The organism is Paenibacillus polymyxa (assembly GCF_018614975.1).
Lineage (GTDB): Bacteria > Bacillota > Bacilli > Paenibacillales > Paenibacillaceae > Paenibacillus > Paenibacillus polymyxa_E.
In genome coordinates, this window is record NZ_JAGGNR010000008.1 from 466,388 (window position 1) to 492,096 (window position 25,709).

General features: G+C 46.2%; 26 protein-coding genes. 2 read left to right on the forward strand and 24 right to left on the reverse strand.

What is annotated here, in order from left to right; all coding sequences use genetic code 11:
* Positions 1-15 precede the first annotated feature (15 nt).
* The 8 genes from J7E78_RS05395 to J7E78_RS05430 form a co-directional block, all read right to left on the reverse strand.
* Positions 16-597, reverse strand: a complete 582-nt coding sequence (locus tag J7E78_RS05395) for a redoxin family protein (RefSeq protein ID WP_215075287.1) — start codon at positions 595-597, stop codon at positions 16-18.
* Positions 598-612: 15 nt separating this feature from the next.
* Entirely contained in the window at positions 613-1,338 is a 726-nt protein-coding gene (locus J7E78_RS05400; RefSeq protein WP_397330471.1) for a cytochrome c biogenesis CcdA family protein, read from the reverse strand.
* A gap of 34 nt (positions 1,339-1,372) precedes the next feature.
* Complete coding sequence (locus J7E78_RS05405) at positions 1,373-2,413, reverse strand: sensor histidine kinase (protein ID WP_215075289.1); 1,041 nt, start codon at positions 2,411-2,413, stop codon at positions 1,373-1,375.
* Complete coding sequence (locus J7E78_RS05410) at positions 2,410-3,114, reverse strand: response regulator transcription factor (RefSeq protein ID WP_215075290.1); 705 nt, start codon at positions 3,112-3,114, stop codon at positions 2,410-2,412. The genes J7E78_RS05405 and J7E78_RS05410 overlap by 4 nt, the downstream gene beginning before the upstream one ends.
* A 77-nt stretch (positions 3,115-3,191) precedes the next feature.
* Positions 3,192-3,707 carry a hypothetical protein gene (locus tag J7E78_RS05415; RefSeq protein ID WP_215075291.1) on the reverse strand — a complete coding sequence of 172 codons (516 nt, stop codon included), beginning with the start codon at positions 3,705-3,707 and terminating at the stop codon, positions 3,192-3,194.
* A gap of 166 nt (positions 3,708-3,873) precedes the next feature.
* Positions 3,874-6,423, reverse strand: coding sequence for a beta-mannosidase (locus tag J7E78_RS05420; protein ID WP_215075292.1), 2,550 nt, complete (start codon positions 6,421-6,423; stop codon positions 3,874-3,876).
* 124 nt (positions 6,424-6,547) lie between these two features.
* Positions 6,548-7,576 (reverse strand): LacI family DNA-binding transcriptional regulator, encoded by a 1,029-nt coding sequence (locus tag J7E78_RS05425; RefSeq protein WP_215075293.1) that lies wholly within the window; start codon positions 7,574-7,576, stop codon positions 6,548-6,550.
* A gap of 186 nt (positions 7,577-7,762) precedes the next feature.
* Complete coding sequence (locus J7E78_RS05430) at positions 7,763-8,710, reverse strand: DMT family transporter (protein ID WP_215075294.1); 948 nt, start codon at positions 8,708-8,710, stop codon at positions 7,763-7,765.
* 165 nt (positions 8,711-8,875) lie between these two features.
* Between J7E78_RS05430 and J7E78_RS05435 the strand changes: the two genes are divergently transcribed.
* Positions 8,876-9,751: a LysR family transcriptional regulator gene (locus J7E78_RS05435; protein WP_215075295.1), complete on the forward strand. Its 876-nt coding sequence runs from the start codon at positions 8,876-8,878 to the stop codon at positions 9,749-9,751.
* A 45-nt stretch (positions 9,752-9,796) separates the two neighbouring features.
* On the opposite strand, the gene J7E78_RS05440 is transcribed toward J7E78_RS05435, so the two are convergent.
* From J7E78_RS05440 to J7E78_RS05460, 5 genes are all read right to left on the reverse strand, one after another.
* Positions 9,797-9,994, reverse strand: coding sequence for a hypothetical protein (locus J7E78_RS05440; protein ID WP_215075296.1), 198 nt, complete (start codon positions 9,992-9,994; stop codon positions 9,797-9,799).
* Positions 9,995-10,024: 30 nt separating this feature from the next.
* The gene (locus J7E78_RS05445; protein ID WP_215075297.1) at positions 10,025-10,507 is read right to left on the reverse strand and encodes a tetratricopeptide repeat protein; all 483 of its coding nucleotides are present in this window, start codon (positions 10,505-10,507) and stop codon (positions 10,025-10,027) included.
* Positions 10,508-10,703: 196 nt separating this feature from the next.
* A complete protein-coding gene (gene cyoE, locus J7E78_RS05450; RefSeq protein WP_215075298.1) occupies positions 10,704-11,561 on the reverse strand; it encodes a heme o synthase in 858 nt (285 codons plus the stop codon).
* A 157-nt stretch (positions 11,562-11,718) separates the two neighbouring features.
* The gene (locus tag J7E78_RS05455; RefSeq protein ID WP_215075299.1) at positions 11,719-12,285 is read right to left on the reverse strand and encodes a hypothetical protein; all 567 of its coding nucleotides are present in this window, start codon (positions 12,283-12,285) and stop codon (positions 11,719-11,721) included.
* A 245-nt stretch (positions 12,286-12,530) separates the two neighbouring features.
* On the reverse strand, positions 12,531-12,884 hold the full coding sequence (locus J7E78_RS05460) for a DUF3243 domain-containing protein (RefSeq protein ID WP_036609024.1): 354 nt from the start codon (positions 12,882-12,884) through the stop codon (positions 12,531-12,533).
* Between the two features lie 245 nt (positions 12,885-13,129).
* Between J7E78_RS05460 and J7E78_RS05465 the strand changes: the two genes are divergently transcribed.
* Positions 13,130-13,327 carry a hypothetical protein gene (locus J7E78_RS05465; RefSeq protein WP_215075300.1) on the forward strand — a complete coding sequence of 66 codons (198 nt, stop codon included), beginning with the start codon at positions 13,130-13,132 and terminating at the stop codon, positions 13,325-13,327.
* Positions 13,328-13,460: 133 nt separating this feature from the next.
* Here the strand turns inward: J7E78_RS05465 and J7E78_RS05470 are convergent, their stop codons facing one another.
* The 11 genes from J7E78_RS05470 to J7E78_RS05520 form a co-directional block, all read right to left on the reverse strand.
* The gene (locus tag J7E78_RS05470; RefSeq protein WP_215075301.1) at positions 13,461-14,378 is read right to left on the reverse strand and encodes an NAD(P)/FAD-dependent oxidoreductase; all 918 of its coding nucleotides are present in this window, start codon (positions 14,376-14,378) and stop codon (positions 13,461-13,463) included.
* Between the two features lie 333 nt (positions 14,379-14,711).
* Positions 14,712-16,343 (reverse strand): S-layer homology domain-containing protein, encoded by a 1,632-nt coding sequence (locus tag J7E78_RS05475; RefSeq protein WP_311516932.1) that lies wholly within the window; start codon positions 16,341-16,343, stop codon positions 14,712-14,714.
* Positions 16,344-16,558: 215 nt separating this feature from the next.
* Positions 16,559-17,158, reverse strand: a complete 600-nt coding sequence (locus J7E78_RS05480) for a nitroreductase family protein (RefSeq protein ID WP_036670536.1) — start codon at positions 17,156-17,158, stop codon at positions 16,559-16,561.
* Positions 17,159-17,305: 147 nt separating this feature from the next.
* Entirely contained in the window at positions 17,306-17,560 is a 255-nt protein-coding gene (locus J7E78_RS05485) for a hypothetical protein (protein WP_215075302.1), read from the reverse strand.
* Between the two features lie 136 nt (positions 17,561-17,696).
* Entirely contained in the window at positions 17,697-18,545 is an 849-nt protein-coding gene (locus J7E78_RS05490; protein ID WP_251034861.1) for an AraC family transcriptional regulator, read from the reverse strand.
* 80 nt (positions 18,546-18,625) lie between these two features.
* Positions 18,626-19,174, reverse strand: coding sequence for a glutathione peroxidase (locus J7E78_RS05495; protein ID WP_215075304.1), 549 nt, complete (start codon positions 19,172-19,174; stop codon positions 18,626-18,628).
* A 186-nt stretch (positions 19,175-19,360) separates the two neighbouring features.
* Positions 19,361-20,191 carry a carbohydrate ABC transporter permease gene (locus J7E78_RS05500; protein WP_215075554.1) on the reverse strand — a complete coding sequence of 277 codons (831 nt, stop codon included), beginning with the start codon at positions 20,189-20,191 and terminating at the stop codon, positions 19,361-19,363.
* Positions 20,192-20,274: 83 nt separating this feature from the next.
* Positions 20,275-21,156: a carbohydrate ABC transporter permease gene (locus tag J7E78_RS05505; protein ID WP_215075305.1), complete on the reverse strand. Its 882-nt coding sequence runs from the start codon at positions 21,154-21,156 to the stop codon at positions 20,275-20,277.
* A gap of 214 nt (positions 21,157-21,370) precedes the next feature.
* The gene (locus tag J7E78_RS05510) at positions 21,371-22,687 is read right to left on the reverse strand and encodes an ABC transporter substrate-binding protein (protein WP_215075306.1); all 1,317 of its coding nucleotides are present in this window, start codon (positions 22,685-22,687) and stop codon (positions 21,371-21,373) included.
* A gap of 172 nt (positions 22,688-22,859) precedes the next feature.
* Positions 22,860-23,711: a response regulator transcription factor gene (locus J7E78_RS05515; protein ID WP_215075307.1), complete on the reverse strand. Its 852-nt coding sequence runs from the start codon at positions 23,709-23,711 to the stop codon at positions 22,860-22,862.
* Between the two features lie 23 nt (positions 23,712-23,734).
* Positions 23,735-25,555: a cache domain-containing sensor histidine kinase gene (locus tag J7E78_RS05520; protein WP_215075308.1), complete on the reverse strand. Its 1,821-nt coding sequence runs from the start codon at positions 25,553-25,555 to the stop codon at positions 23,735-23,737.
* Positions 25,556-25,709 lie beyond the last annotated feature (154 nt).

Sequence of the window (25,709 nt, forward strand, 5' to 3'; positions counted from 1 at the left end):
ACACTTCCTCCCTTCTCACAAAATCTCTTGTAATGATTCCATGATCTGTTCATTGGATGCATGCCCTGGCTGCGATTTCGCTAAAATACCATCAGAGCCAATATAAAAGGAACTAGGATATGCTCTTACGCCAAATTCCTTGGCCCATACACCTTTCTCATCCAAAAGAACAGTTATGTTATCATATGGCTGTTGGTCAAACCATTCGGTAAACGCTTGGGAGGATTTCTCTCCTTTGTAGTCTGGCGTCACAATCGTAATGACTTGAAAATCATTGTCTTGCCCAGCCAGATTGTTCAGGTCTTCCAAACCCGCAAGACAGATGGAACACCAGGAAGCCCAGTATTTCACATACACTTTCTTGCCTTGAACATCAGAAAGTCCAACCGTGTTTCCTTTCAGATCACGCAATGAAAATTCCGGAGCTGTCTCTCCCTTGTTCATCATGGTTGACGAACTCATATCGGATGTTGATGCTGGGGTTGATGATGACCCCGTTTGTTTTGATTCAGTTTGCTGTGATCCACATGCGCTCAAGATCAACAGGACTCCAGCATATACGATTACAGATACCATCCATTTCCGTGCCATCTTCATACCAAATTCCTCCAATTATTGAAACCAGGTCACCAAGTTGTTTAGTCGATCTGTCATTAGCAATAGTCCCATGACAATAAGAATACAGCCGGAAGTTATTTTGATGACGCCCATGTACCTGTATAAACGACGTATCCGCTTCATAACATATTCCGAGAAAACGGACAGAATCAGGAAAGGAATCGCTAACCCAAGGGTATACAGGAACATGAGAAACCCGCCATACAGTGGAGAGCCTTCTCCTGCGGCGATACCAAGAATGGCCGCCAGCACAGGCCCGATACATGGCGTCCAGCCAAAACTAAACGTCAGACCCAGCAGGAACGCTCCGACATACCCTCCTTGTCTGGCATGATCGTTTGACAGCTTTCTCTCCTGTTCCAGCCAGGATAGTCGGATCAACCCGGTTTGATAAATCCCAAAAAGCACCACAATGGCTCCGCAGAAGGCAATAAACACAGGACTTGAGATCATATTACCAACGATGCCGGAACCAAAACCGAGTAAAACAAATACCAGGGACAACCCAAGAACAAATAAAAATGTCCGCAAAACAAGTGTGGACCGCAACCGAACCGAATTGGTGTCAGGCTGCTGCTGATTCGTACCGTTGACCATGCTTCCGGATAGATAAGACACGTATACCGGGATCAGCGGCAGAATACATGGCGCAAAAAACGATAACAACCCTGCACCAAAAACGCCAAAAAGGAATACCAAATCACTGGTCAAGTCATTCACCACCTGAATAAATACTGCGTTTGATTAACCAAGGTTAACGACTGACATAGATCGGAAGCGTGAACCAGAAGCAGCTTCCTTCTCCTTTAGTACTCTGAACCCCGATCTCGCCACCATGGAGTTCCACAATCGATTGAGCGATGGCAAGGCCAAGCCCGGCCCCCCCATTGCTCTTGCTGCGTGATTTGTCAATTCGATAAAAACGTTCAAATATACGCGAAGTTTCCTCCGCTTCAATGCCTTCTCCTTCATCCGTAACTGAAATTCGTATAAACGGCCCCTTTTCTTCGGCAGCCAGAATGATTCTTCCTTCAACAGGAGAGTATTGTATGGCATTTTGCAGCAAATTGGAAAGGACCCGCTTCATTTGTGCAGGCATCATGACCGCGGCTGGTAATTTATCGGGCAAATCGATTTCAACGTTCAGCGTTTTCTCCGCGAGATGAAACGAAAAACTCTCCAACGTACTGAGCAGCAACTCATCGACGTGACAAGGCTGAGGCTCAAATACCTCCCCTTGCGCTTCCAGGCTGGATAATTCGAACAAATCTTGAATAAGCCCTCCCAAACGCTTCGTCTCAAGTCGTATCGTGTTCAGGTAACGTTGAAAGGTTTCTTTATCCTTAATGACATCATCCTCCAACGCTTCGACGAATGACTGAATGGATGCCAATGGAGTCCGTAAATCATGGGAAACATTGGCGATCAACTCTCGTCTCGCGGTTTCTGAGTGATGCAGATGATCAAAGCTTTCCTTCAGCTTGGAACTCATTTCATTAAATTGCTGTGCCAGGAGCTTAAATTCCTGCGTACCGATGAGAGGGACTTCCGTATGGAAATCCCCTTCGGCAATTCGTATCGTCTGCTGTGTAATTCGCGCAATTGATTTCTCTAATGGCTTAGTCAGCAAATATTGAAGAATAAACGAAAGTAAGCCTACCCCTGCCGTTATAGCCGATAACCAATATAATTGTTCGATCGTAAGCAGCATTTTGGAATAACTGATGAACAAACAAATTAATAATACGCCAATGCCTGTGAGACTGGACAACACCAAGTACGTGCGAAGTTTCATGAACTGCCACCCGCAAACTTGTAGCCTATACCCCAAACTGTTTTAATATATTTCGGGTCAGAAGGATTCTGTTCGATCTTCTCTCGTAATCTCCGAACATGCACAGTCACCGTTGTTGTATCTCCCTCATAGCTAAAATCCCAAATCTTGCTTAACATCTGGTTACGGGAGAACACCTGACCCGGGTGACTTGCCAGCAAATACAACATCTCAAACTCCGTAACTGTCAATTCAATTACCTGTCCGTTGATGTGCACTTCACGCTTTGTAAAATCAATAGTAAGCCCTTCATAACTGATCGTATATTCAGATGTTGTAACAGGTGAAGCCTGCGCAGTTCGCATTCTCCGCAGGATTGCCTTTACGCGTAAGACAAGTTCTCTCGGACTGAATGGTTTGGTCAGATAATCATCCGCCCCCATCGTCAGTCCCATCAGACGGTCCTGTTCCTCACCCCGGGCCGTCAGCATTACAATAGGCACATCCTCAGTTTGCCGAATCTCGTTGCAGACCTCCCAGCCATTCTTATGTGGCATCATCAGGTCGAGCACAATCAAGCTTGGCGTGTGACTGTGCCACAGCTCTATAGCCTCCAGACCGTCCTTGGCCGTCACGACAAGATAACCTTCCCGTTCCAGATACCTGCGACAAACGTCGGTAATATTCGTATCATCATCAGCAACCAGTACACATTCATTCAAACGAACCCACCCCATATTCAAGAAAATACATTTGAGCCAATCATATCATATGGTGATGGCAATGCTTAGCCCGTAAATTACTTCATTCCCATGGCTGGCATCATGTATTGTTTAATGACAGACTCAGCCGCATACGAATTCCCTTCATGGATGACAGGCATCGATTTCAAGTTAACTTGCATACCGTCTACCATGATTTTTTTCGATCCAATCCATAATTTTATTGTTTTTCCCGCAGGCATCATCGTGTCTTCCATCATAATGTCGTCTTTCATCATCTTATCGTCTTTCATCATCATGTCATCTTCCATCATTTTGTCATCTTTCATCTTCATGTCGTCTTCCATCATGTTGTCGTCTTTCATCATCTTGTCGTCCATTTTGCCCATATACATCAAAGTTACAGATCTGTCCTTGCTGTCCCACATAATGCTGTAATCATACATTTTCGCCGCCTGTCTCAATTGAACAAGCTCCATGCCATCCTTTTTAATCGTTTTCATATCTGCAGCACTTGCCAAGCCAGAAAAGGCCATAGACATCATCAATACCGCTGCTACCATCACTTTTTTGCTCTTATTCATTTTCATCATTCTTATCACTCTCCATTATTTTATTTCTTACATGGATTACAATAAGCAAGACAGCTTACGATTCTCTAAGCGAAGTATTACGAAACCATTACGATATATAACCTGTATCAGGTTTCAATAAAAAAACGGTTGAAATCTCTCTTACGAGAGACTCCAACCGTTTCTTCTAGGTCAAACGAATAAAATCAATCATGGATCGAACCTCGATCGGTCCCGGATTTGATATCACATCATTAGACTGCAAACCCTCTCTGGAAGTGAACTGCACCTTCACCGGAATGCCAGGAATCAAGTCGAAGAAGTTATCCGAGAAGATACCCTCCACATCCGAAGATAGCCATACCTGTTTAGCAAGCACGTCACTTTCCAGTACCAGATGAACGCCGTTCTCATCCGCTCCCCCGCTTACATTGATGTTTGCAGGCTGCAGAGCAAGGTCCTTGGACGGTACAAAATAATGTTCCTGTACGATATCCGCCGCACCTTCCTGTTTCAGATCCAGGCGCAGCAGCGTGTTAGCTGGATCATGGCCTTCAAGCCACTCCGCATTACGTAATGACAGCACTCGATCACCTGTATTAGATGCCAAGGTCACGTCATGTGTTTCATCACGATGCACCATTCCGTCGAACCCGAGCAAACGAATCTGTAACTGCCCTTTTACAGGTTGTAATTGATCCGAGATAACATATATATCTGTATTATCTTCCTTGGTTCCGTCTACGGATACGAGCACATCGCTGAAGCTGCGTTTCGCATAATATTGCAAGGCTTTCCAACGACCAAGATAGTCCATGCCTGCCCATGAAGCCACCGGCCAGCAGTCATTCATTTGCCAGTAAAGGGTGCCCATGCAAAATGGTTTGCGGCGACGGTGCGCTTCAATGGCTGTCTTCATCGCTTCCGCTTGAAGCACCTGGCTCATATACAGGAACGAAGGGAAATCCTTAGATTCATGCATGTACATATCCATATACTGTTTGATCAGACGATTGCCTGCCCCATTCTTCTGATGAGCCAGCATGACTTCCGATTCCAGAGCCAGATCCTCTTCTTCCGCATAAGTCCGAACTGATTTGTACTCCGGGAAAGACTGAAAACCGTATTCACTCATGAAACGACCAACATGCACGTTGTAGTTCTCGAACGGTTCTACATTATGCCACACGCCCCAGTAGTGAATATCACCTTCGGAAGTAGACGGATGTGCATGCTGCTTCTCATCCCCTGTCAGGGATACAAGAGGTGAGGAAGGCCAGTAATCCACACCTGGAGCATACGCTTCAACCACTTCTGGCAGCAGATCATGGAAGATGGCTTCGTAATCGGCCCAGATGCGTTCACGCTGCTCGGCAGTGAAATCCTTTTTCCAACCCCAGCCACCATTCTCAACATAGTGAGCCCAAGCCGAATCAATCTCGTTGTTCCCACACCAGAGTGCAATACTTGGATGGTTACGCAGACGTTTCACATTATCAATCGCCTCATGTCTCACACTGTTCAGGAATGCTTCATCTCCTGGATACATGCTGCAAGCAAACATGAAGTCTTGCCATACCAGGATTCCGTATTCATCACACAGTTCGTAGAACACATCCTGCTCATAGATTCCGCCACCCCACACGCGCAGCATATTCATATTGGACTCGGCTGCGGATACGATCTCATGACGATAACGTTCATGAGTAATTTCAGTGATGAAGCTATCGTTCGGAATGTGATTGGCCCCTTTGGCAAAGACCGCAACCCCGTTTAATTCAAAATAAAAGGATGCTCCCGCTTCATCTTTGTCACGGACCAGGCGAATGGAACGAAGCCCCGTCTTCACTGTAGATTCAGCCACAGCTCGCTCACCTTGAAGCACTTCGGCAAAGAAGGTGTACATATGCGGATCACCAAGCCCACGGCTCCACCACAGTTTCGGTTCATTCATGGAGATTGGAATCTCCACCGTCTGAGCTCCGGGCTGCAGCGATACGGATCTTTCCCATCTCTGACCATCTGCGCCAATACGAATAATCGTATCTACCGCTTGTGATGTCTCGACTTCCACAACAGCAGTTAATGAAGCTGAGATAGCGCTTACTTCATTTTGCTGGATATACACATCATTCATTCGTACCTGTGTCCAACCTTCAAGACGTGCTTCACGCCAGATCCCACTGGTTACAAAACGCGGACCCCAGTCCCAACCATAGTGATACGGGGCTTTACGTGCAAAAATACTTACTCTCTTGTCGCCAAGTCCGCCAACATCGGACTGATCATTGGATGCAGGTAATGCATATCCGAGCTTCTCCAGCTTAGGCAGGTCTTCCTGAATTGGTGACCGAAAACGTATTCGGAGAATGTTGCCGTTCCCCTTCAATACAGCCTTTACATCCGCCTTCCATACCCGGAACATATTATCTGCTGATAACACATGCACATCATTCACATATACATCCGCATATGTATCCAGACCATCAAACACCAGTTCCAGATGTTCCTGCGAGAACAACGCTTCAGCAACGTCAAATTCCGTCTGATATTCCCAATCTATCTTATCAATCCATTGTACTTCCTTCTCGTTCGTTCCATAAAAAGGATCTGGAATCTTGCCCAGCTTCAGCAAATCTGTATGCACACAGCCGGGCACCTGAGCCGGCATCCACTCTTGATCTTCGCAAGCCTTGAACGTCCAATTCTGAAAAACATGTGATGGTATTGTGCTCATGACAGCCTCCATTGTTGTTAGAGTTGGTAAATATTATTTTGTTAGGTTTTGTTATTATAAAAACAAATAACTTACAAAACAAAATTAACACGATATGCTTCGTATAGTCAATCTGTTTTGTGATTTATATACTGGCGTTATATTCATCACGAATAATTAATTCCGAATAGATCAGCTTGCGTTCATATGGTTCATCCAGATGTTTGATCCGCCACAATAGCTGATCTACTGCTCTTGTGCCCAGATTCTCTTTGTTAATATGTACCGAAGCAAGGATGGGTTCATCCGTCTGCGTATTGTCAAATCCGGTTACTGCACAGCGTTCGGGCACCTGAATGCCTCGGATTCGGAGTGCCTGAATGACAATGACAGCTGTATGTTCATTGGCACACACGAAGACTTCAGGGATATCCTCCAGCTCCATTTCAGCAACGGATCTCCGGATCTGATCATACTCGGGTCCCAGCAAGCCTTCTTGCTGTTCCCCCTCCAACTGCTTCTCTTCCAGCACCGTACGATATCCAAGCCAGCGTTCTCTAAAACTTGCCGCATCGGGCAGTTGCCCGGCAAACTGGAACCTTCTGTACCCTTTGCGAGCGAGCATCAGAACCAGTTCTTTCATACATTTCATATTGTCCGTAAAAACCGAGTCTGCGTATATGGCAGGGTCTTCATGATCCACCATGACAAGCGGAATACGCAGCCTGTAAATCTCCAGCAATACTGATGTCGAGATGGTTCCCACCGTAATGACTCCGCTGATTGCTTCGGGATTAAGGACCGAGAACATCCGATCTGAAGAGGGTTCCGTCAGCGTTAAAATATCCATTCCCTTCTCATTCAGTCTCTCAGAAATGCCGTCGAACACAGGCCCCCAATACAAAGATGAGCGATTCTGAGAACGAATGTTGGGAAACAAAATCAATATAGTGCCTTGGCGCTCCGCTTCTGGCTTCATCTCCGTTGATATCTGTGTCTCCCCCGGATACCGCTTAGGCTCAGTTCTGAAATACCCGAGCTGCCCCGCTGTTCTGACAATCATCTCGCGTGTATGCTCACTCACACCAGGCTTGCCCGTCAGCGCACGGGAGACTGCGAATTTGGACACTCCCGCAGCATCCGCAATTTGCTGCATCGTTACTCTTTTGGCCATCCTACTCACCCGTTTTCCTAATTTTCCATTTAGTGTAGCACAAAAAAACAAAAATCAACAAAACAAGGTTATGTTAATCCGTTTTTGTTAGGTAGCTGATTATCTGTTAAACAAGTGTTCCACATAACAAAAAAGATCCCCTCTCCACCTTCCATAGAAGATGACGAAAGGACCATTGTGCCCTAATTATATGCCCGGTGCTCCCTGATCGCTGAGTTCCGGCTGGAGCGCTTGACGTTTTGTGCGCCAGAAGATCGGCTGTGGAAGTTTGATCTCTGTGATCAGAACACCAACCAACATCAAAGCTGCTCCCGCATACCCTTGCAACGTTAGCGATTCCCCTTGAAAGGTAAATGCAAAGGCTGCTGCAAACAGTGGTTCGAGTGAAAAGATCAGACTTGTTCTCGTGGGAGTAGCATGGCGCTGTGCGAGTGTCTGCAGAATATATCCCAATCCGCTACACAATACACCTAACCCGAGAATGGCTGCCCAGGATTCAGGCGTATTGGGCATACGTGGCGTCTCCAGCATGAATGTAGCTGCAATTCCCCACATCGCTGCAACACCCAACTGAACTGTCCCCAATGTTAATGGATCATGCTTCGGTGTGAACTTGCCAGCAATCATTATATAGATGGCATACACAAGTGCTGCTAGTATGCACAGAATATCTCCCGTGTGCAGACTAAGCTGATGTTGAAGCGTCAGCAAGCCAAGCCCGGTAACTGCAACCAGGATACTGAGCGTCAATCGTTTGTCTGGCATACGACGATGCTGGATGGTCGTCAGGATCGGTACAAAAATAACGGCCAAACTGATCAGGAATCCCGCTTGGGATGTCGTTGTTCGTTGCACACCATATGTGATGAATACAAATGCAGCGAATAATGCTGTCCCCATAATCGCTCCTGCCACAAGTGTTCTGCGATCCATCTTAAACAACCGCCGATGAAAAAGAAGTCCTGCCGCAATAAAGGCAATTCCAAAACGAAATGCGACCAGATTCAATTCTTGCATGGACTCCAGACCCGATTTCATAAACAGATAGGATGATCCCCATATAACCGTTGCGAGCAGCATCTGTATGTCCGCTCTTCTTGTTGTCTGACCTTGATTAACCTGTACACCATTCATCTTGCTTCAACCTTCATTCTATGTATTCTGATCTGTGTGATCGCGCGTTAAACTAACTTGCCTTGGCAAGTATAAACGATCTCTTTGCATTATAAAAATGAATATTTATAATGGATTATATGAAACAAACTCATCTATTAAATGAGGGAAGGAACGGAACCTTTCATGTCATTGATCAAATACGAAATATTAAATACCATTGTGGAATATGGCAGTCTCACCAAAGCAGCAGAAGCGCTGAATATCACCCAATCCGCCGTCAGCCATGCCATCGCAAGTCTGGAGACAGAATGTGGTTTTTCACTGCTCCATCGCGGCCGCTCCGGTGTACGGGTTACCGCTGAAGGCGAACGTATTCTGGGATACACCCGTGAGATTCTGCGCTGGACGGAACTGATGAATCAGGAGATCTCTCTCATTCGCGGCGCGGAGATTGGTACTGTGCGTATCGGTACGTTCGCAAGTGTCTCCACACAGTGGTTGCCTGGCATCCTGAAACAATTTCGCCTGCGTCATCCAGGAATTGAAATCAAGCTGTGGGAGGGCGATTATGCTGAGATTGAGGGCTGGCTGGCTGGAGGTGCCATCGATCTCGGATTTCTGTCCCTCGGCGATTCATCACCTTTTGAGACGATCCCATTACAAAAAGACAGGATGATGTGCATCCTGCCTCTGGATCATCCTCTCACCTCAGAGGAATCTGTTTCGTTTGATATTCTGCTGGAGCAACCCTTTATTCTGCCCAAGTGGGGCGGAGATAACGAGATTGAACGACTGATCCGTCAGCATGCAGCCAAGCTTAATGTCGTCTATGAAGTCGCCGAAGATCAAGCCATCATGGCGATGGTACGTAATGGCCTCGGTATCAGCCTGCTTCCGGAAATGGTACTTCAAAATCATACCGATTCACTCGCGCTCGTGCCACTCTCTGGAGATCCTTATCGTACGATTGGCATGGCCTGCCCGTCTTTGGGCAATCTATCGCCCGCTACGCGACGGTTCATTGAAGAAGTGCAACAGTGGCTCGGCCTGGCCATGTAAGTAAATTTGGAGAACTCACTACCTTTTTCGGTATGATCCTTTCATCTATCCGTTACTCACAAATTGGATAACACCAAGAGTCAGCAGCAGTACAAATATAACCGCAATCGTGATGCCAAAACCAATTAGGAAGCGCACACCAAGTGAGCGTTTGTTCTGCTGGCTACCTCCCAGGTTATCCAGCTTTTTCTCAAGTTGATCCAACCTTTCATTCACTTGTTTCAGATCTTGATTGGAGTTCATTCATCCATCTCCCTGTTCTGTGTATTCGATCTATTCCCACACCCGATCGAGCTGATCTGCGTAATAACGGATGGCTCGGTTATAGTCATTGATTCTCTTGTCACTTGATGTGTCCGCAAGTTGCACGAGCAGTCTTTGCATCGCTTCTGCATGTTCACCCAGATTATAGAGCACCATGGCATAGAAAACCTCAAATTCCCGGTACGCCGGGAATTCTTTCAAGCCCGTTTCAAACCAAACCTTTGCCCGCTCGTACTGTCCAAGCGTTCGATATGTACTGCCTAGTCCGAGTATTGCACCTGCCCTGTCCTCGCCAGAAAGTCCAAGACTCAGTGCCTTCTCATAATGCGGAACAGCTTCCCGCTCCAATCCAAGCGAATCATGTGCCCAAGCCAGTTGGTACCAGACATTCGCATTCTCGGGTTCCTGGACTGTAATCTCTTGCAGTAGTTCAATCGCTTCCTGCACCTTACCTTCTTGTCTCCATTGTGCGGCCTGTTCCAAATTACTCATGTTGTCACTTCCCATCTTGCATTATAATTTCCACATATATAATCCAATTGTTTTATTATACCAAAAAAGCACACTGGAGAATATGTTGTAACAACTCAAGGTTGTCCAAACGCTATTCCATAGTGTGCTTTTTCATTCGATGCAGCCAGCTAGTTTAAGCTGAAATCTCTCTGAAAATGATCTGTGCAACGTCTAATTATGACCATACCGTATTCGCTACCATGACAATAAATACGAGCATGAGATAGTTCACCGAGATCAGAAAGTTCACTTTTGCCCACTTCTCATCATCCTGTGTCTTCAGTCCGCTAAGTGTATGCACGAACCAGATCAGTCCACCGACCAGAGATACAATCAGAAATACCAGACCTACGTAGTCGCAATAATACAACAGAAATACAGCAGGAAGCAGCAGAAAAACATAAGGAATCATCTGAAACTTGGTGCGTTTCACCCCTTTAACCACTGGCAACAACGGGAAGCCCGCAGCACGATACTCCTCTACCCGGCGAATACCCAAAGACCAGAAGTGTGGTGGTTGCCACAAGAATAATAGTGCAAACAGCAACCAGGCACCTGCATCAATCTCATTGGTTACAGACGTATAACCGATGACAGGCGGCATCGCTCCTGCAATTCCACCCAGCGACGTGCTCCACGTTGAACTGCGTTTCAACCACATCGTGTAAATCACGATGTAAGCGAACCATCCAAGCAGTGCCATCCAGCCTGATAACGGATTCACCAGGAGATACAGTACTGCTAGTCCTACAACACCAAGAATAATGCCATAGCCAAGTACAAACCCTGGCTTCAGATGGTTAATGTAATCCATCCTTTTTTTGGTGCGCTCCATCTTTTGGTCCAATTCACGATCCCAATAATTGTTGATTACACAAGCTGAAGCAATAACCAAGGTTGATCCAATCACGACCATGAGTAGAGATAACCATGCAATATCCCATTTTGAAGCTACCCAGAATCCTACCGCCACCGCAAACACATTTAACCTTAGTAGTCCGGGCTTAGTTAATGCAATCATGTCTTTAAGCATGAGGCTCCTCCTGAACTATGTAAAAACGCCATTCCAATAATGATACATGTACCTACCATTAATTACAATCGCTTTCATGAATTTGTCATAACCAAAAAAACATCCCTCACCGTTCCAATGAACAGGAGGAATGCTTGAATGAGAATTTCATCTTATTTTATGGGATGTATTGTTGCACAATTTTAGTAACTTTTCCGTCCTGCACCGTCAGATGATACGGGAATACGGACAGATCAAGAATACGGGTATTCTCATACAACGATTCGAACTTGGATAATGTCACAGGTTCATTCCACTGAATGTCTGCGCCCTGCATCGTACCATCCCGATCATACAACTGCATCAACACTTCAGCATTGGCACTAACCTCAACCTGCTCCTGCTCTTTGCTATCGTTGACAATATAGTAACCATCTGGAGCACCGTCTATACCAGCTTCCGGATTACGCTGTGCAAAAATCGCATTGGCTTCTTCACCCTGATACCAGCCAATCTTGTCCACTGTCATAAACAATTTGCCGTCTTCTATATGCATACCTTCAACATAGGCTGTAAACATCTCGGAGTTGGCAACTTGAGCTTCTTTCGCAGAAGGTTGTTGATCGTCCGTACTGCCTTGAGCATTCGCAGGGGTAAGTAAATATGTAGTCAGCACAATCATACCAAGTAAAGCAACAACTGCACCGATCATTCGTAGTTTCCATTGTTTTGTCGCGTTCTTCATAGGTAACATCTCTCCTTAATATGAACGTTACTATTCCTTAACCGGAAGTCTTCCTTCTCAAACGCTCATGTGAACTATCAATTCCAACGTTCTTTCTTTTACTATCATACTTGTTAGGGAGATTATAAAAGTATCAGCCAGATTAAAAATAGTTACAACGCGCGTCATCACTTCTCTCTGTAGTCTCCGTAAACGGCAATAACCCCTGAAGGCATCGCCATTCAGGGGTTATTTACTTCCTACTCTTAATGATTGGGTGTGGAGCTTTGTGCCAAACGAACGAGCATATGAGCCAGCATGTGACGTTCATCTTCCTTGCCGACATTCCACAGCTCCTGAAGCAGTTTTTCTTCTCGATTACGGGGCTCCTCCCGAGCTGCCAGATAATCCGCTACTTTCTCAGCAATTTTGGCCATCTGCTCCTCGCTTAGTCCGATTGATTCTCCCATGGCAATTCGCTTACCCAGGTATTCTTTGAACGCATCAAAGTTCTGTAAAATCTGTTCTCTTTCTTCCGGCGCAATCTTCTCGATTGCATTGTCCACCTTGTCCGTTGAAACTTGGCCATCTTTATGGATTACATGATTTTCTTCATTCATTTTCATAACCTCCTGCATAATGGTTGTTTATTGGTTTCAAGCTTTAAACTTAATACTCATTGGTTATCTATAATATAAACGTATTGCAGAAGTTTAATCAGTACGTTCAATTCTGTATATATCTTCTATATATGAGCAAGTACACGTTTCAAAAGAACTACAGCGGTTAATCGTTTACATATATGTAACGGTGTTTGGATATGTTAATGAACACCTTACACATTATCGAACCAGGAGGGATTCACATGAGTGATAAAACCAAACATGAGAAGACAAACGATGAACTTGAACCAGGAGTGAATACCGTTATCCATCCAGACAAAAATAATCCCGGACCAACCGATATGATCGAAGGCGTGGTTGGTGATATTGTGGACAACATTCGCAAAGATTTCTCCCATGACTCGAAGGACAAGACATCTTCTTCCAAGTCAACGGATTAATCAGACAAATAAGCGTAATCCTTTTCTCACTAACAAAAGATACTCAAAAAGTCCTCCTGCCGCATGCATGGGTTGGGAGGACTTTTTGATAATGAACAATTGAATAATCAACCTCATATCTGGAGGTGAAATTTCAAAGTGAATCCTTTGTCATCTGCTGTAACGCCTTATGAATCCAGATCGCGGCAATGGAACCCTCACCCATCGCAACCGTTGCTTGTTCTGCGTGCAGGCCCAGATCCCCGGCAATCCACACATTCGTCGCTGCCTGCAAGCTACGTGGATCAGCTTCCACATGTTTATTATCTGCGATTACAGCTCCAAGCTGCTCCGCCAGTTCATAATGTACACGATTGCCTCCAAATGCGATAAACCCACGCTCCGACTCAAAGATCTGTCCATCTTCGGTCAGAACACCGGTGATATGGCCATCCTCAATCTGTTGCACTTCCTGGGCAGCCGCTTCCAGATAACGCACTCCCGCCTCTTTCATGCTGCGATGAAGCTCTGCAGATATGGGAGCCTGCTCATGATTGATATATAACAGATCATTCGTACGCTGAATTAAAATCATCGCCATATTGGCACCTGCTTCTCCAGATCCCAATAGTACCGTACGTTGATTCTGAATCTCATAACCATCACAATCGGGGCAGACATAGACTGTTCGGCCCAGCGTTGGAGTTAATCCCGGAATATCCGGAACTCGATCCGTGAGCCCCGTTGCCAATAACACGGTTTTGCTCCTATATTCAGTTCCTGAAGTACCGAACAATTGAATCTTCTCACCCTGACGGCCCGCTTTAACAATGCGGTCTCTCTCAAAAGATACACCGGTCCGCTCTGCCTGCATTCTGCCTCGTTCTCTAAGCTCTTCACCGGATACCCCATCGGGGAAACCGAGGATATTATGATAAGTCCGGCACAACGTCGATCTGCCTTCTCCCGCGTCGATTACCAACACCTGATGAGCTGAATAACGTCCAAGCTGAATGGCTGCCTGAAGCCCTGCGAGCCCTCCACCTACAATTATGCAATCAACCTCTCGCATGCTCCTTCTCCTCCTGAACTATAATATTGAACTAACAAATATTTACACTGGTCACTCCGATGACAGAACAACCTTCCGATCGCTGTTATCCCCAGATTTTTTTATCTTTTACAAAGGTTAAATCCGGTGATAAATGCGCACGCTTCGCTTCTTCAGCTTCGTTCTGTCCTCTCCGTTTTGTGTAAATGTTTAGTTCAATATATACTATTTGTCCTTCTATACATTAAACCGTTCAGCCAAACTTAAACGATTCCTCATATTGCTTATCTTATACCAAAACAAACAGACCCAAACCATCCGGCAGCATCCCGGGTCGCTTGAGTCTATGAATATTTAGAAGTTATACGATTCAAATCGCGATGCATTCGAAATGGCGCTCCATACATCCGCTGTTTCGCCGCCCATGTACCAGTAAGCCAGTCCAGCAATTTGCCGTTGCTTACTCATCAAGACTTTGGCTGATAACGAACGACTATCCTCTGCCCATATATATCTTGGTAAACCGTTACTACTGTACCCAATAATATATTGAACCAAACTTGCATCCCACCGTCTTACAGATCCCATAGCATGCGCACGCATTCCCTGATCTGCCAGTGTAATGTCCCAAGAGCTGGTTGCTGGATTCACTGAAGACCAGTCTCGTGTATACAAAGGAAGGGCCAAAATTGTTTTGGCACGTACCACCTCGGAGAGCATGGTATCCAAAGCCTTTTCCACCCATGGAAGAGACGCCACTGATCCTGCTTTCGGATCACCGTTCCAGTGTTCCTCGTATCCCATCAGCACCATATAATCCGATACAGCGCCCAGTTTGGCATAATCAAATGCATCCGTCCAATCAGTACCCAGGTCTGGAGAAACGTCCACGGACACTACAGCACCGAGTGCATGCAACGTAGTCGTCAAAGAGGTCACAAATGCCGTCAGCCCTTCTCGATCCGCTGGATCAACATTCTCGAAGTCCACATTAATGCCGTCCAGTTTATAGGTTTTGACATAAGCGGCTACCTGTGAGATCACTGCCGCTCGGTTGGCTGAGCTGGATAACATCTGATGCGTAAGTGCCGAATCGGAACGATTCCCAAGCAATGGCCATAACTGCCTGTTGGTGGCGAATGCCCAGGAGATCAATGCAGGGTCCGCGTGATCCGTTACTTTCATACTGCTGTTCAGGAAAAACCAGCGCGGGACGAGCGTATTGACCTCAGATTGTTCCACTTGCTTCTTGAATTCAGCGGTAGTGGAGTTATATTGCCAGCCCAGCTGAACGCCAAGTTCATCCCCACGTTGTAACTGTTCAGACCAGGTTTTCTTTTGTAAAATGGCATCGAGCATTACGGCTGCTTCTTCTCGTGTTACCTGGTCATGTGGTCTGAACATGCCTCCGCTTCCCCGCATTAGTCCAAGTTGATATACCGTCTGCACATAAGGACGTGCCCAGTCCGATATATCCGCTGCGTCGAAATACGTTGAAGATAAGAGTGATGTCTCTACGGGTTGTTGTTTTAACATTCGAACAAGAAGGGCAGCCGCTTCTTCGCGTGTAATGGAAGCATTAGGCTGGAACGTTCCCTGACCCTTACCCTCCAGAATAAAAAGATTCGTCATGGCGGCAACGTTGCCGTAATACCAAGCATTCATGCTTATATCCTGATAGGGGTTTATATTATTTTTAACGGGCTTCAAACCTAGCAATCTCACCGCAAACGTCGCAAATTCTGCACGAGTAACGGCTTTCTTCGGTTCAAACGTAGTCTTTGAAGTACCGGCAGCAATACCTTTATTCACCAGATGTGTGATGGCATCCCTGGCATAACTGGTGCGCGTATCCTGAAACTGTTGCTGCGCGCTTGCAGCCTGAACGGTAGAGCCGTATCCAGCCACCGATCCAAGTGTTAATAACCCGCATAAAGCCATTTTCCATATCCGTTGGTTCGTTATGTCTTTTAATCTATTATTCACATCAAAAAGCCTCGCTTCATTGGATTACGATCAACTATCATCGTATCAAATTGAAGCGAGGCCGTATGTGGTTAAATGTTGGGAAATGCGAAGCTTACTTGAATCAATTTCATAACTCATTAAAATGAATTTATGTAACTAGATATAGACAAATTGAAACGTTTTGATCTATATCTAGCCTTGATTGAAGCAGCTGAAGGTATTATGAAATTGATTTACTTGTGTACTTTTACACGCTCTTCAATGGGTTGGAATTCTTTCTCACCCGGTGCTGCCGTTGGTTTACCAAATGGCATCTGAGCAATCAATCTCCAGTTCTCAGGAATGTTCCATTCTTGCTTCACTTTCTCGTCAATCAACGGGTTGTAGTGCTGCAAAGATGCACCCAGACCTTCTTGCTCCAGAGCAGTCCAGATTACCAGTTGCAACATACCGTTGGATTGATTAGCCCAGATTGGAAAGTTATCTGCATAAGCTGCAAAGTTTTGTTGAAGCTGTGCGATCGCATTGTTGTCTTCGAAGAAGAGAACCGTACCATATCCGCTGCGGAATCCAGTCATTTTCTCTGCTGTGGATTTGAAGGCTTCTTCATTACCTACCACTTCACGCAAAATTTCTTCGGTGTGATTCCACAATTTATCATGTTGTTCACCAAGCAATACAACGGCACGGGATGTTTGTGAGTTAAAGGAAGTTGGTGTATATTTCACCGCTTCTTCTACGATTTCCTGGATTTTAGCATCCGAAATTGTAGATTCCTTGCTGATTCCATAATAAGATCTTCTGTTTTTCAACGCATCAAAAAAAGTTGTCATTCTTATTCGCCTCCCAATATTTTTTTCATTTGCCAATATAGTAACTATAATATAGTAACATACATTAGTCAACAAACTAATTTATTTTCACTAAATATACATTCACCGAAAACAATTCAACAAGTTTGCCCAATACAGCAATTGGAATTATCCTTCGCCCGTCTTTTTGCGATAATCCGCTCTGTATTTCTCTTCCGTAGACGAGTTGCTTTTTGTCTGATCTTTATTCTTCTCTTCCTGAGCTTCCATATTCAGATCTTCCATCGGAATTGGATCTACAGTCTGTTCTTCTTCATGTCGATCAAGCATACTTTCGTGCTCTGTCTTATATTGTTCAGGATTGTCACGGGATTGTTCCTGATGGGTATCACTGTTATTCTGATCCGGTGTGCGCTGTTTCATTCATATTCGCCTCCTCTGGGTTCATTACCTTTCTATACCTGTTCTGCGTGTCCTCTAAACACAGTGGTATGCATTCCACGAACGAAAATCAACAAAAAAAGCCAACCAGACAAGCTGGTCAGCTCACAGAGGGCTTCTATGATTGGCGATGCAATTGGGTACGGTACAGATCAGGCGAACATCCCACACTTTGTTTGAACATCCGACTAAAATGCGAAAGGCGTTTGAAACCGGACAAACGACTTGCTTCTGTCACGGTGATCTCAGGCTGAAACTGAAACAAAAGCTTCGCCTGATTGATACGGCGGTCATACAGGTATTTGAATATCGTCAAACCTGTCATTTCCTTAAACATGCCTGCCAGATATGGCTTGGACAGATGTAATTCCAGTGCCAAATCATCCAGACCAATGTCCTTCATATAATGGGTATCCACATAACGAATAATGTGTTGGACATGCCGCTCCCTCTCCGATGAGGGAAGTTGTTCCTGGACATCACCCTGGCAGATCTCTGCTACAAAATACAACAGATCACACAGTCTGACATTCATTCGCTCTTGCCTGAAAATGCTCTGACTTTGAGACAGACGATGAAGATCATGCAATAAAGCTTCGAATTCAGAGCGGTTATCTCCCTTCAGATTGACCCGGCAATTTCTGAGTTCTTCAAATGGTCTCAGGACCTCAGCCATACGGTCAGGATGCAGGCTGCTGCGAATGGCAGACGGATCAAAATGCAATGTGCTTCGCTCATAAGCACTGCCGGGTTTCGGATGTGGTCGATGAAGAGTCAAGCCATGCATTAACACCAGATCACCCGGCTCCAGGTTGTATACCCGGTCTCCTATAATATAAGTACATTCTCCATCATGAAAATAATAAATCTCATAATGTGGATGTGAATGGAATCCATCTGACTTGCCTGGGTTAAACGTGCTGGTGGATCGGTAACTATACTCCAGTGAAGCACTAAATTGCATCATGCTCGGCACATTCATGCACCTCCTGTTCGGAAGAGGGAAACGATTCGTGTCATGCCCCTGTAGGATATATGAAAGTGAAATTATAGAAGCTGTTTAATACTCTCTTGAATCTCGTCGATGGAGTCGATCGGTTCGAAGCGTCTGACCACACGACCCTCTGCATCAATCAGGAATTTCGTGAAATTCCATTTGATTGCATCGCCGTGTAACCATTCTGGTGCTTTATCGGCCACCATCAATTTCAATAATTTGGCCTGTATATCTGTTTCATCAAAGCCAGCAAAAGGCCCTGATCTTTTCAAAAAGTCGTAGAGCGGGTGCGCCGCTTCTCCATTCACATCCAGTTTGGAGAACATCGGAAATTTCACACCATAGTTAATCTGGCAAAACGATTCCGCTTCCGAACCGCTTCCAGGCTCCTGCTCTGCAAACTGGTTACATGGGAAACCAATAATCTGAAGCCCTTGATCCTTGTACTGATCATACAGCTTCTGCATGTCGTCGAACTGGTGCGTATACTTACATTTACTTGCCGTGTTTACGATGAGCACAGGCTTTCCTTCATATTGATAGAGTGGGAAACGCTCTCCACTGGTTCTGGTTACGGTAAAGTCGTAGATGGTTGGCATAAGTCTAGTGCACCTCGCGATAGTTATGTAGTCATACAGCATCATATGTCATTGTTAATTATATACGAAGTTTGAACTATTGTATTGGAGAAGATTAATTCTCCCTTTTAACAGAAACCCCTTCTGCCGCGAAGATTTCTTCGTTCAGCAAAAGGGTTATTATATGGGATCACAGTGACAGCAGCTTCAGCCCTTTACGGCACTTCCGGCCACGCCCTGAATGATATAATGCTGACCCACGAGGAAAACGATGATCATCGGAATAATGCCTGCCGTGGCAGCGGCCATCATGCCGTTGTAATCTACATTATTCTCCAGAATAAAGTTCTGCAGTCCGAGCGGCACGGTGTACAGGTCTTTGTCGATCAGGAACACAAGTGCATTTTCATAGTCATTCCAATGCCAGGAAAAATCAATGATCGCCAGGGTAGCCAGCGCTGGCTTGGCCAAGGGCAGAATCAACCTGAAGAATATGCGCAGGTGACCAGCACCGTCGATGAATGCCGCTTCCGAGATCTCCGTAGGCACCGACAGGAAGAATTGCCGCAGCATAAACACGCCAAAGATCGTGAACATTCCGGGCAGAATCAATGCCCAATGCGTATTATATATGCCAACCCATTCAAACATCAGGAACTTGGGCACAAAGAGCACCTGCGGCGGCACCATCATCATCGAGAGATAGATCAGGAACAATGTCTCCCGACCTTTGAATTGAATCCGTGCGAAGCCATAGGCTGCAAAAGCCGAGAGAAATACAGCTCCGATCGTGCTAATTAGCGATATTTTCAACGAGTTCAGATAATACGTCGCAAAGGTGTCCGCCCCGCTCCAGACCTTGATATGATGCTCCCAGTTCAGGCTGGAGGGTATCCACTGGATGGGGTAGGTGAATACGTCCGCAGGAGATTTGAACGATGTGCTGATCATCCAGATGAACGGCATAATCATCAGCAAAGCAAACCCGGACATCAGAAGTGTCAGTATGATTCTTCGAATCTGCGTCAAGGACTCCATGCGGACTTTAACTTTAGGTGATTGCGGAGCTGTGGACTTCGCGTTCGAGGCAATTGATTTCTCCATAACGATCCCTCCCCTCCTTAATAGTGAACCCAACGTTTCTGACCGAGCCACTGCAATACAGTGAAGATCATGATGATGGCAAAGAGTGCCCAGCTAATGGCAGCAGCGTAGCCCATCTCGTAATAACGGAAGGCATTCTGGTAGATAAACAACGACAGCACAGTTGTACTGTTCCCCGGTCCACCCTGGGTAATCGCTTGAATAATGCCAAAGTTTTTGATCGTCATAATCAGTCCTGTAATCAACAGTAAAAAAGTCGTCGGGCTCACAAGAGGCCAAATCACTTGGCGTATCGTCTGCCAGGGGCGGGCTCCATCAATCCGTGCAGCCTCAACTAATTCCTCCGGGATTTCCTGCAAAGCAGCGAGATAAATAATCATGTTGTAACCCAGCATGAACCAGATCCAGATGATATCAATCGCATACATAGACCATTCAGTTGTTGATAACCAGCCTGGTGGGTTCGTAATACCGATTCCGCGCAAGAAACCATTAATCGGACCCGATGTTGGCTGGAACAGCAGCATCCAGACAAAGGCGATGGCAACACCGCTGGTGATATAGGGCATGAAATAGAGAGCACGCAGCGTTTTTTGCCAATACACCGACTTGTTCAGCGCCACCGCCACGATAAAAGCCAACCCCATCGATACCGGAACCGCTAACAGAAATACAAATGTATTTCGCAGCGCCACGCCAAACAGATCATCATTCAACATCCGGCGGATATTGTCCAGCCCGATGAAATTCGTCTCCGGGCTCATGAATTTGTAATCCGTGAACATGAGATAGAATGAATAGACAGCCGGTATAATAAAAAACAACAGCACGCCAATCATATTGGGCCCAATAAACAGATACCCGAGCCTGCTCTGCCGTTTCATCCAGGATTTATGCATATGCTCCCCCACTCCTTAACATCTGTTCTGGAATTAAGCATAACAAGATGTCCTCTAACATTGAAGGAACATAACCCTGTACCTGATATCACAGAACTATGTATTTCGGGCAGTGCCTTTCGAGAGGGAATTAACATGGAATTGTTCTATTGCTTATAAAGAAAAAGCCGCCCCATCGGGGACGGCATTCGGTCTATGGTGCAGCACTTGCATTCTATTGATTCTGCTTCAGCCAATCATTATGGCGTTTGACCATGTTCTGTACCGTAACTTCGGCAGTCTGGTTACCAAGGAAATACTTTTCATACTCCTGTGCACGCAGATCGACCACTTCCTGCGCAATGCTGCGGACAAACGTAGGTGTCTCATCACCATACAACACAAATTCCAGTGACTCCTTGTCATAGGAATCGGCATAATCACCCAGCAGATGATCAATGGCAGTCTGCTGATCAACGGCATTCGATGAAGGCAGACGCCCACCCGCAGCCATCGGCATCATTCCCCCATCGGCGTACCATTTCAGGAATTCCCATGCGGCTTCTTTATTTTTCGACTTGGAATTGATCGCAATAAAGTCACCCAGTCCCCCGCTCTTCACCATATCTGCTTCCTGTGCAGCCAGTCTCGGTACCGGGGCAAAGGCGATTTTCCAATCCCGCGGGAACTCGGTCATGTTGTTCGACGTGCGGATCAGCCATTCACCGATGTTAATCATGGCAGACTCACCGCCAAGGAACATGTTCTCCACCGGCATTTTGGAAGTCAGCTGCTCGCCAAGTGGAGGCGTGGTTGCATCCTCCTTCATCATCCCGTTCAACGTCTCCAGCCATTTGGTAACGAGTGGATCATCCAGGTTGGAAGTACCGTCAGCCTTAACATAACCGTTCTTCACCAGAACGGAATCGAGCGGGTCTACATAAGAAGCGGTATGCTGCACCAGACCGTACTTAAAGCCAGCCGTCTTCAGTTTGAGTGCATATTCACGGGCTTCATCCCATGTCCAGGCTGTTGGAACGCTCAGTCCGGCCTGATCAAGCGCTTTCATATTTAAAGCGAAGAAGGCAGCGTTTTTCTTGGTAGGCATCCCGTAATATTTACCGTCCACTTTCCAGGAAGCCGCATCTTCACCCATTTTCTCATCAATGTTGTAATCCGTGAACTCACCCAGATCCAGTGCTGTCCCGCCCTTGATGCGTTTATCCAGATTTGTGAGGGTATAGTTGACGTACAGATCAACGTTCTGCCCGGTGGACAGCGCCGTATCCAGCTTGAGGTTGCCATCATCATCATTCACAAACCGCACATATTCCACCTGAATGTCAGGATGCTCCGCATTCCAGGTATCTACCACTTCCTGTGGACCATTCTCAGGCGGCACCGCGCCCCACATGGTGAGCTTCACTTTTCCCGCTGCCGCTCCACCTCCGTTGTCTCCACCGTTCGTCTCATTTTTACCTACACAGCCGGCAAGCAAGCCCAGCATCAGCGCACCTACGATTAACCCCGTTAATCCTTTTTTGATTCTCATCTGGTCACATGACCTCCCTGAATTGAAGTGAGTGTACCTTCTGTTACATCGTAGCAGGGACCTTGCTGGGTTCATAAGATACATATCCATGATTCGGATTGAACAAAAATACGGATTTACTTGTGCTTGCCTGAGCACTCGGTACACATATTCCTTCTACTCATCCAGTGAATCACGAGCGGTGGCGATACTGGCTGGGCGTGCAACCGGTCCAACGCTTGAATATTTTAATGAAATAATTATCACTTCCGAACCCTACCCGGTAACCAATCTCCTGTACAGGAAGATCCGTCTCGCGCAAGTATTCAGCCGCTTTCTCCATCCGTACCCCATGCAGGTAATGAATCAGGGTATGGCCCGTTTTCTTTTTAAACAAAGCACTCACATAATTCTCGCCCATCATCACATATCGTGACATGGATTTGACGGTAATGTCCTGATCGTAATGCTGCCCGATGTACTCAATAATTTTGCTAATCTCCGGATGCTTCACAACCGGCTCACGAACAGGTGTGAACGGAAGATCTGTCTCAGACGTGGGCGCAGAAGAGACCGTAAGAGAATTAGGCAAATCAGGCGTTGATGTTGGAACCGGTGTGGAAGGTGGCACTTCATGACGATCTGTCTCTGTCCGGGCTTCAGTCGAAGCTCCCAGTTCCGCACTTACTTTACGTAGTGTGTCACGCAGTGAATTCACACTCATCGACAGCTTCAGAATATAATTCGAAGCCCCGTATTCCATCGCACGGCGTACATATTCGAACTCCCCCATACAGGTGAGCATAACAAATTTGGTTTTTAACCCGGCCTGACGGGTCTGTTTGAGTAATTCCAGACCATCCATACCGGGCATGACAATATCGGTCAGTACCAGATCAGGTGTATCCTGTATGATCATCGCCAGCGCTTCTGTCCCATTACCGGATTCTCCAATGACCGTGAAGCCCAGCTCTTCCCAGGAAATAATCTCTCGTACCGACTCACGTACAAATACTTCATCTTCTACAAGCAATACCTTCCACATTCCAGATTCCCCTCTCCAGTCGTCTAGTCTGACCGCTTCTGCACATAAGGCGTCGACAATAAAAAAGGAATGCTGAACCTCACTAATGTCCCCGGCTTGGTATCAATCACTTCGAGTTCACTTTGGCCTTTGAACAATAACCGCAATCGTTCCTTAAGGTTAGACAGGCCGATCCCCGGACGCGTCCGGGTTACCTGCAGACGCCGGGATTCCTCCATGCCAATTCCGTTGTCCGCCACCTCCAGCATCAGCTTGCCTGTGTCTTGCCTGTAAATTCCGATGCGGATCTGACCAAGCTGTTCCAGTGGCCCGACACCATGGTGAATGGCATTCTCCACCAGTGGCTGCAAGCTCAGCTTGGGCACCAGCGCATACTCCAGTTTATCGTCAAATTCACAAGTCACTTCAAAGCTATCGCGGTAACGAATCCGCTGAATGTGAAGGTAGGCTTGAACCAACTCGATCTCATCCTTCAGGTATACCAATTCGACCTGTGAATTCAGGCTGACCTCCAGTAATTTGCCCAAGGAAACACACATCTCGGAGATCTCCTCATTCCCGCTGCGGATCGCACTCCATTTCATTGTATTCAATGTATTCAGGAGAAAGTGCGGATTCATCTGGGCGAGAAGCATATGAAAATGTACCGCTTCCTTCTGGCGTTCCTCCGCCTTGAGTCTGTTGATCATCTGATTGGCATCATCCAGCATGGTATTGAACGTGCGGGTCAGTTCCAGCACTTCTCCGCGGCTGCGGCCTTCAGGGATACGGACCTTGAGGTTTTTGCGTACAACCTCCTTCATCTGGTTCTGCAGATGTGATAAAGGCCGAGTGAACGTCGCAGAGATCATAAAAGCCATGAGCACAAATGCTGCTGTGAAGCCAAAAAACGTTAAAAAATAGCGCTGCTTAAGCCCCGATATCTCCGTAAACAACACAGCTAGTGGAATACGATTTACCATGTACCAGTCCAGTGACTCGATGTATACGTAGTTAATCAGCGTATCTGAATCATTATCCGTCAGATAGGCCTCTGCCGGATGAAGTGCAATTTCCCGGGTCACGTCTGGGGAAAGTACCGCTTTTTCGGACGAGCGGGCAATCGTTTCCCCATTGCCAGTAATCAGGAAATACTCCTGATTGCTCTGCGAATCCTTCAGCATAGACTGAAACCAGTACGAATAATCGATGCTGATCCGTGCCATTCCGTACCTTTTGCCGCCACTGTCCTTCATATACGCATAGAGGGACAACAGATACGGGCTGGAGGATAGCTCCCGCAGGACATGGTTGGTATCCCAGGCATCCCAGCGGTAGAGCAACTCTTCTGATGGAAACGAGTTTGAATCAGTGTTGCCCTTGATGAAGGTCAATTCTCCAAGATGCTTGCGAAATTGTTCCCGATAAGGGCCATAGGCCAGAGCTTTTTTGGGCAAATACGAAGTGTAAACGTTATCATAAAAATCTAACAGCGTGAAGTACACGGAAGGATTATATAGAAAAAAGCTGTTGTTGATCATCTTGAACTTCTCTTCCACCAACGACTTGTTCTCAAGCGGAGAACGATTGTCTGGAGAAGACAGGACGTTTCTCACGGCTGAATCCTGTTCCAGAAAAATCAGGGTTTTGAATGCAATACTCATCTGGTCCTCCAGAGAACCATACATCTGCACCAGTTGCTCGTGGCTCTGTTCGCTGATTTTTTGCTCAACCAGAGATTCGATCTGTCCATAGTTGTAGACATTAAGTACGCTGAATGGCAGCAGAATCAATACCACAAACGCACCAAACAGCCGATACCTGAGCTTATGCGGCAAAAAGGTCTTCCAGTCGGGCTTTTTCATCCCCTCAGCGCTCCCCTGCAATTATTGAAATCATTATACCATCAGTTCCCCCGCTTCGGCCGGGGCCGGGCTCATTCGCATGGATATGTGATACCAGTTGCCAGGGACGGGATAGGAATACACAGATTTGTTCTATTGCATTAAAAAAACCGGA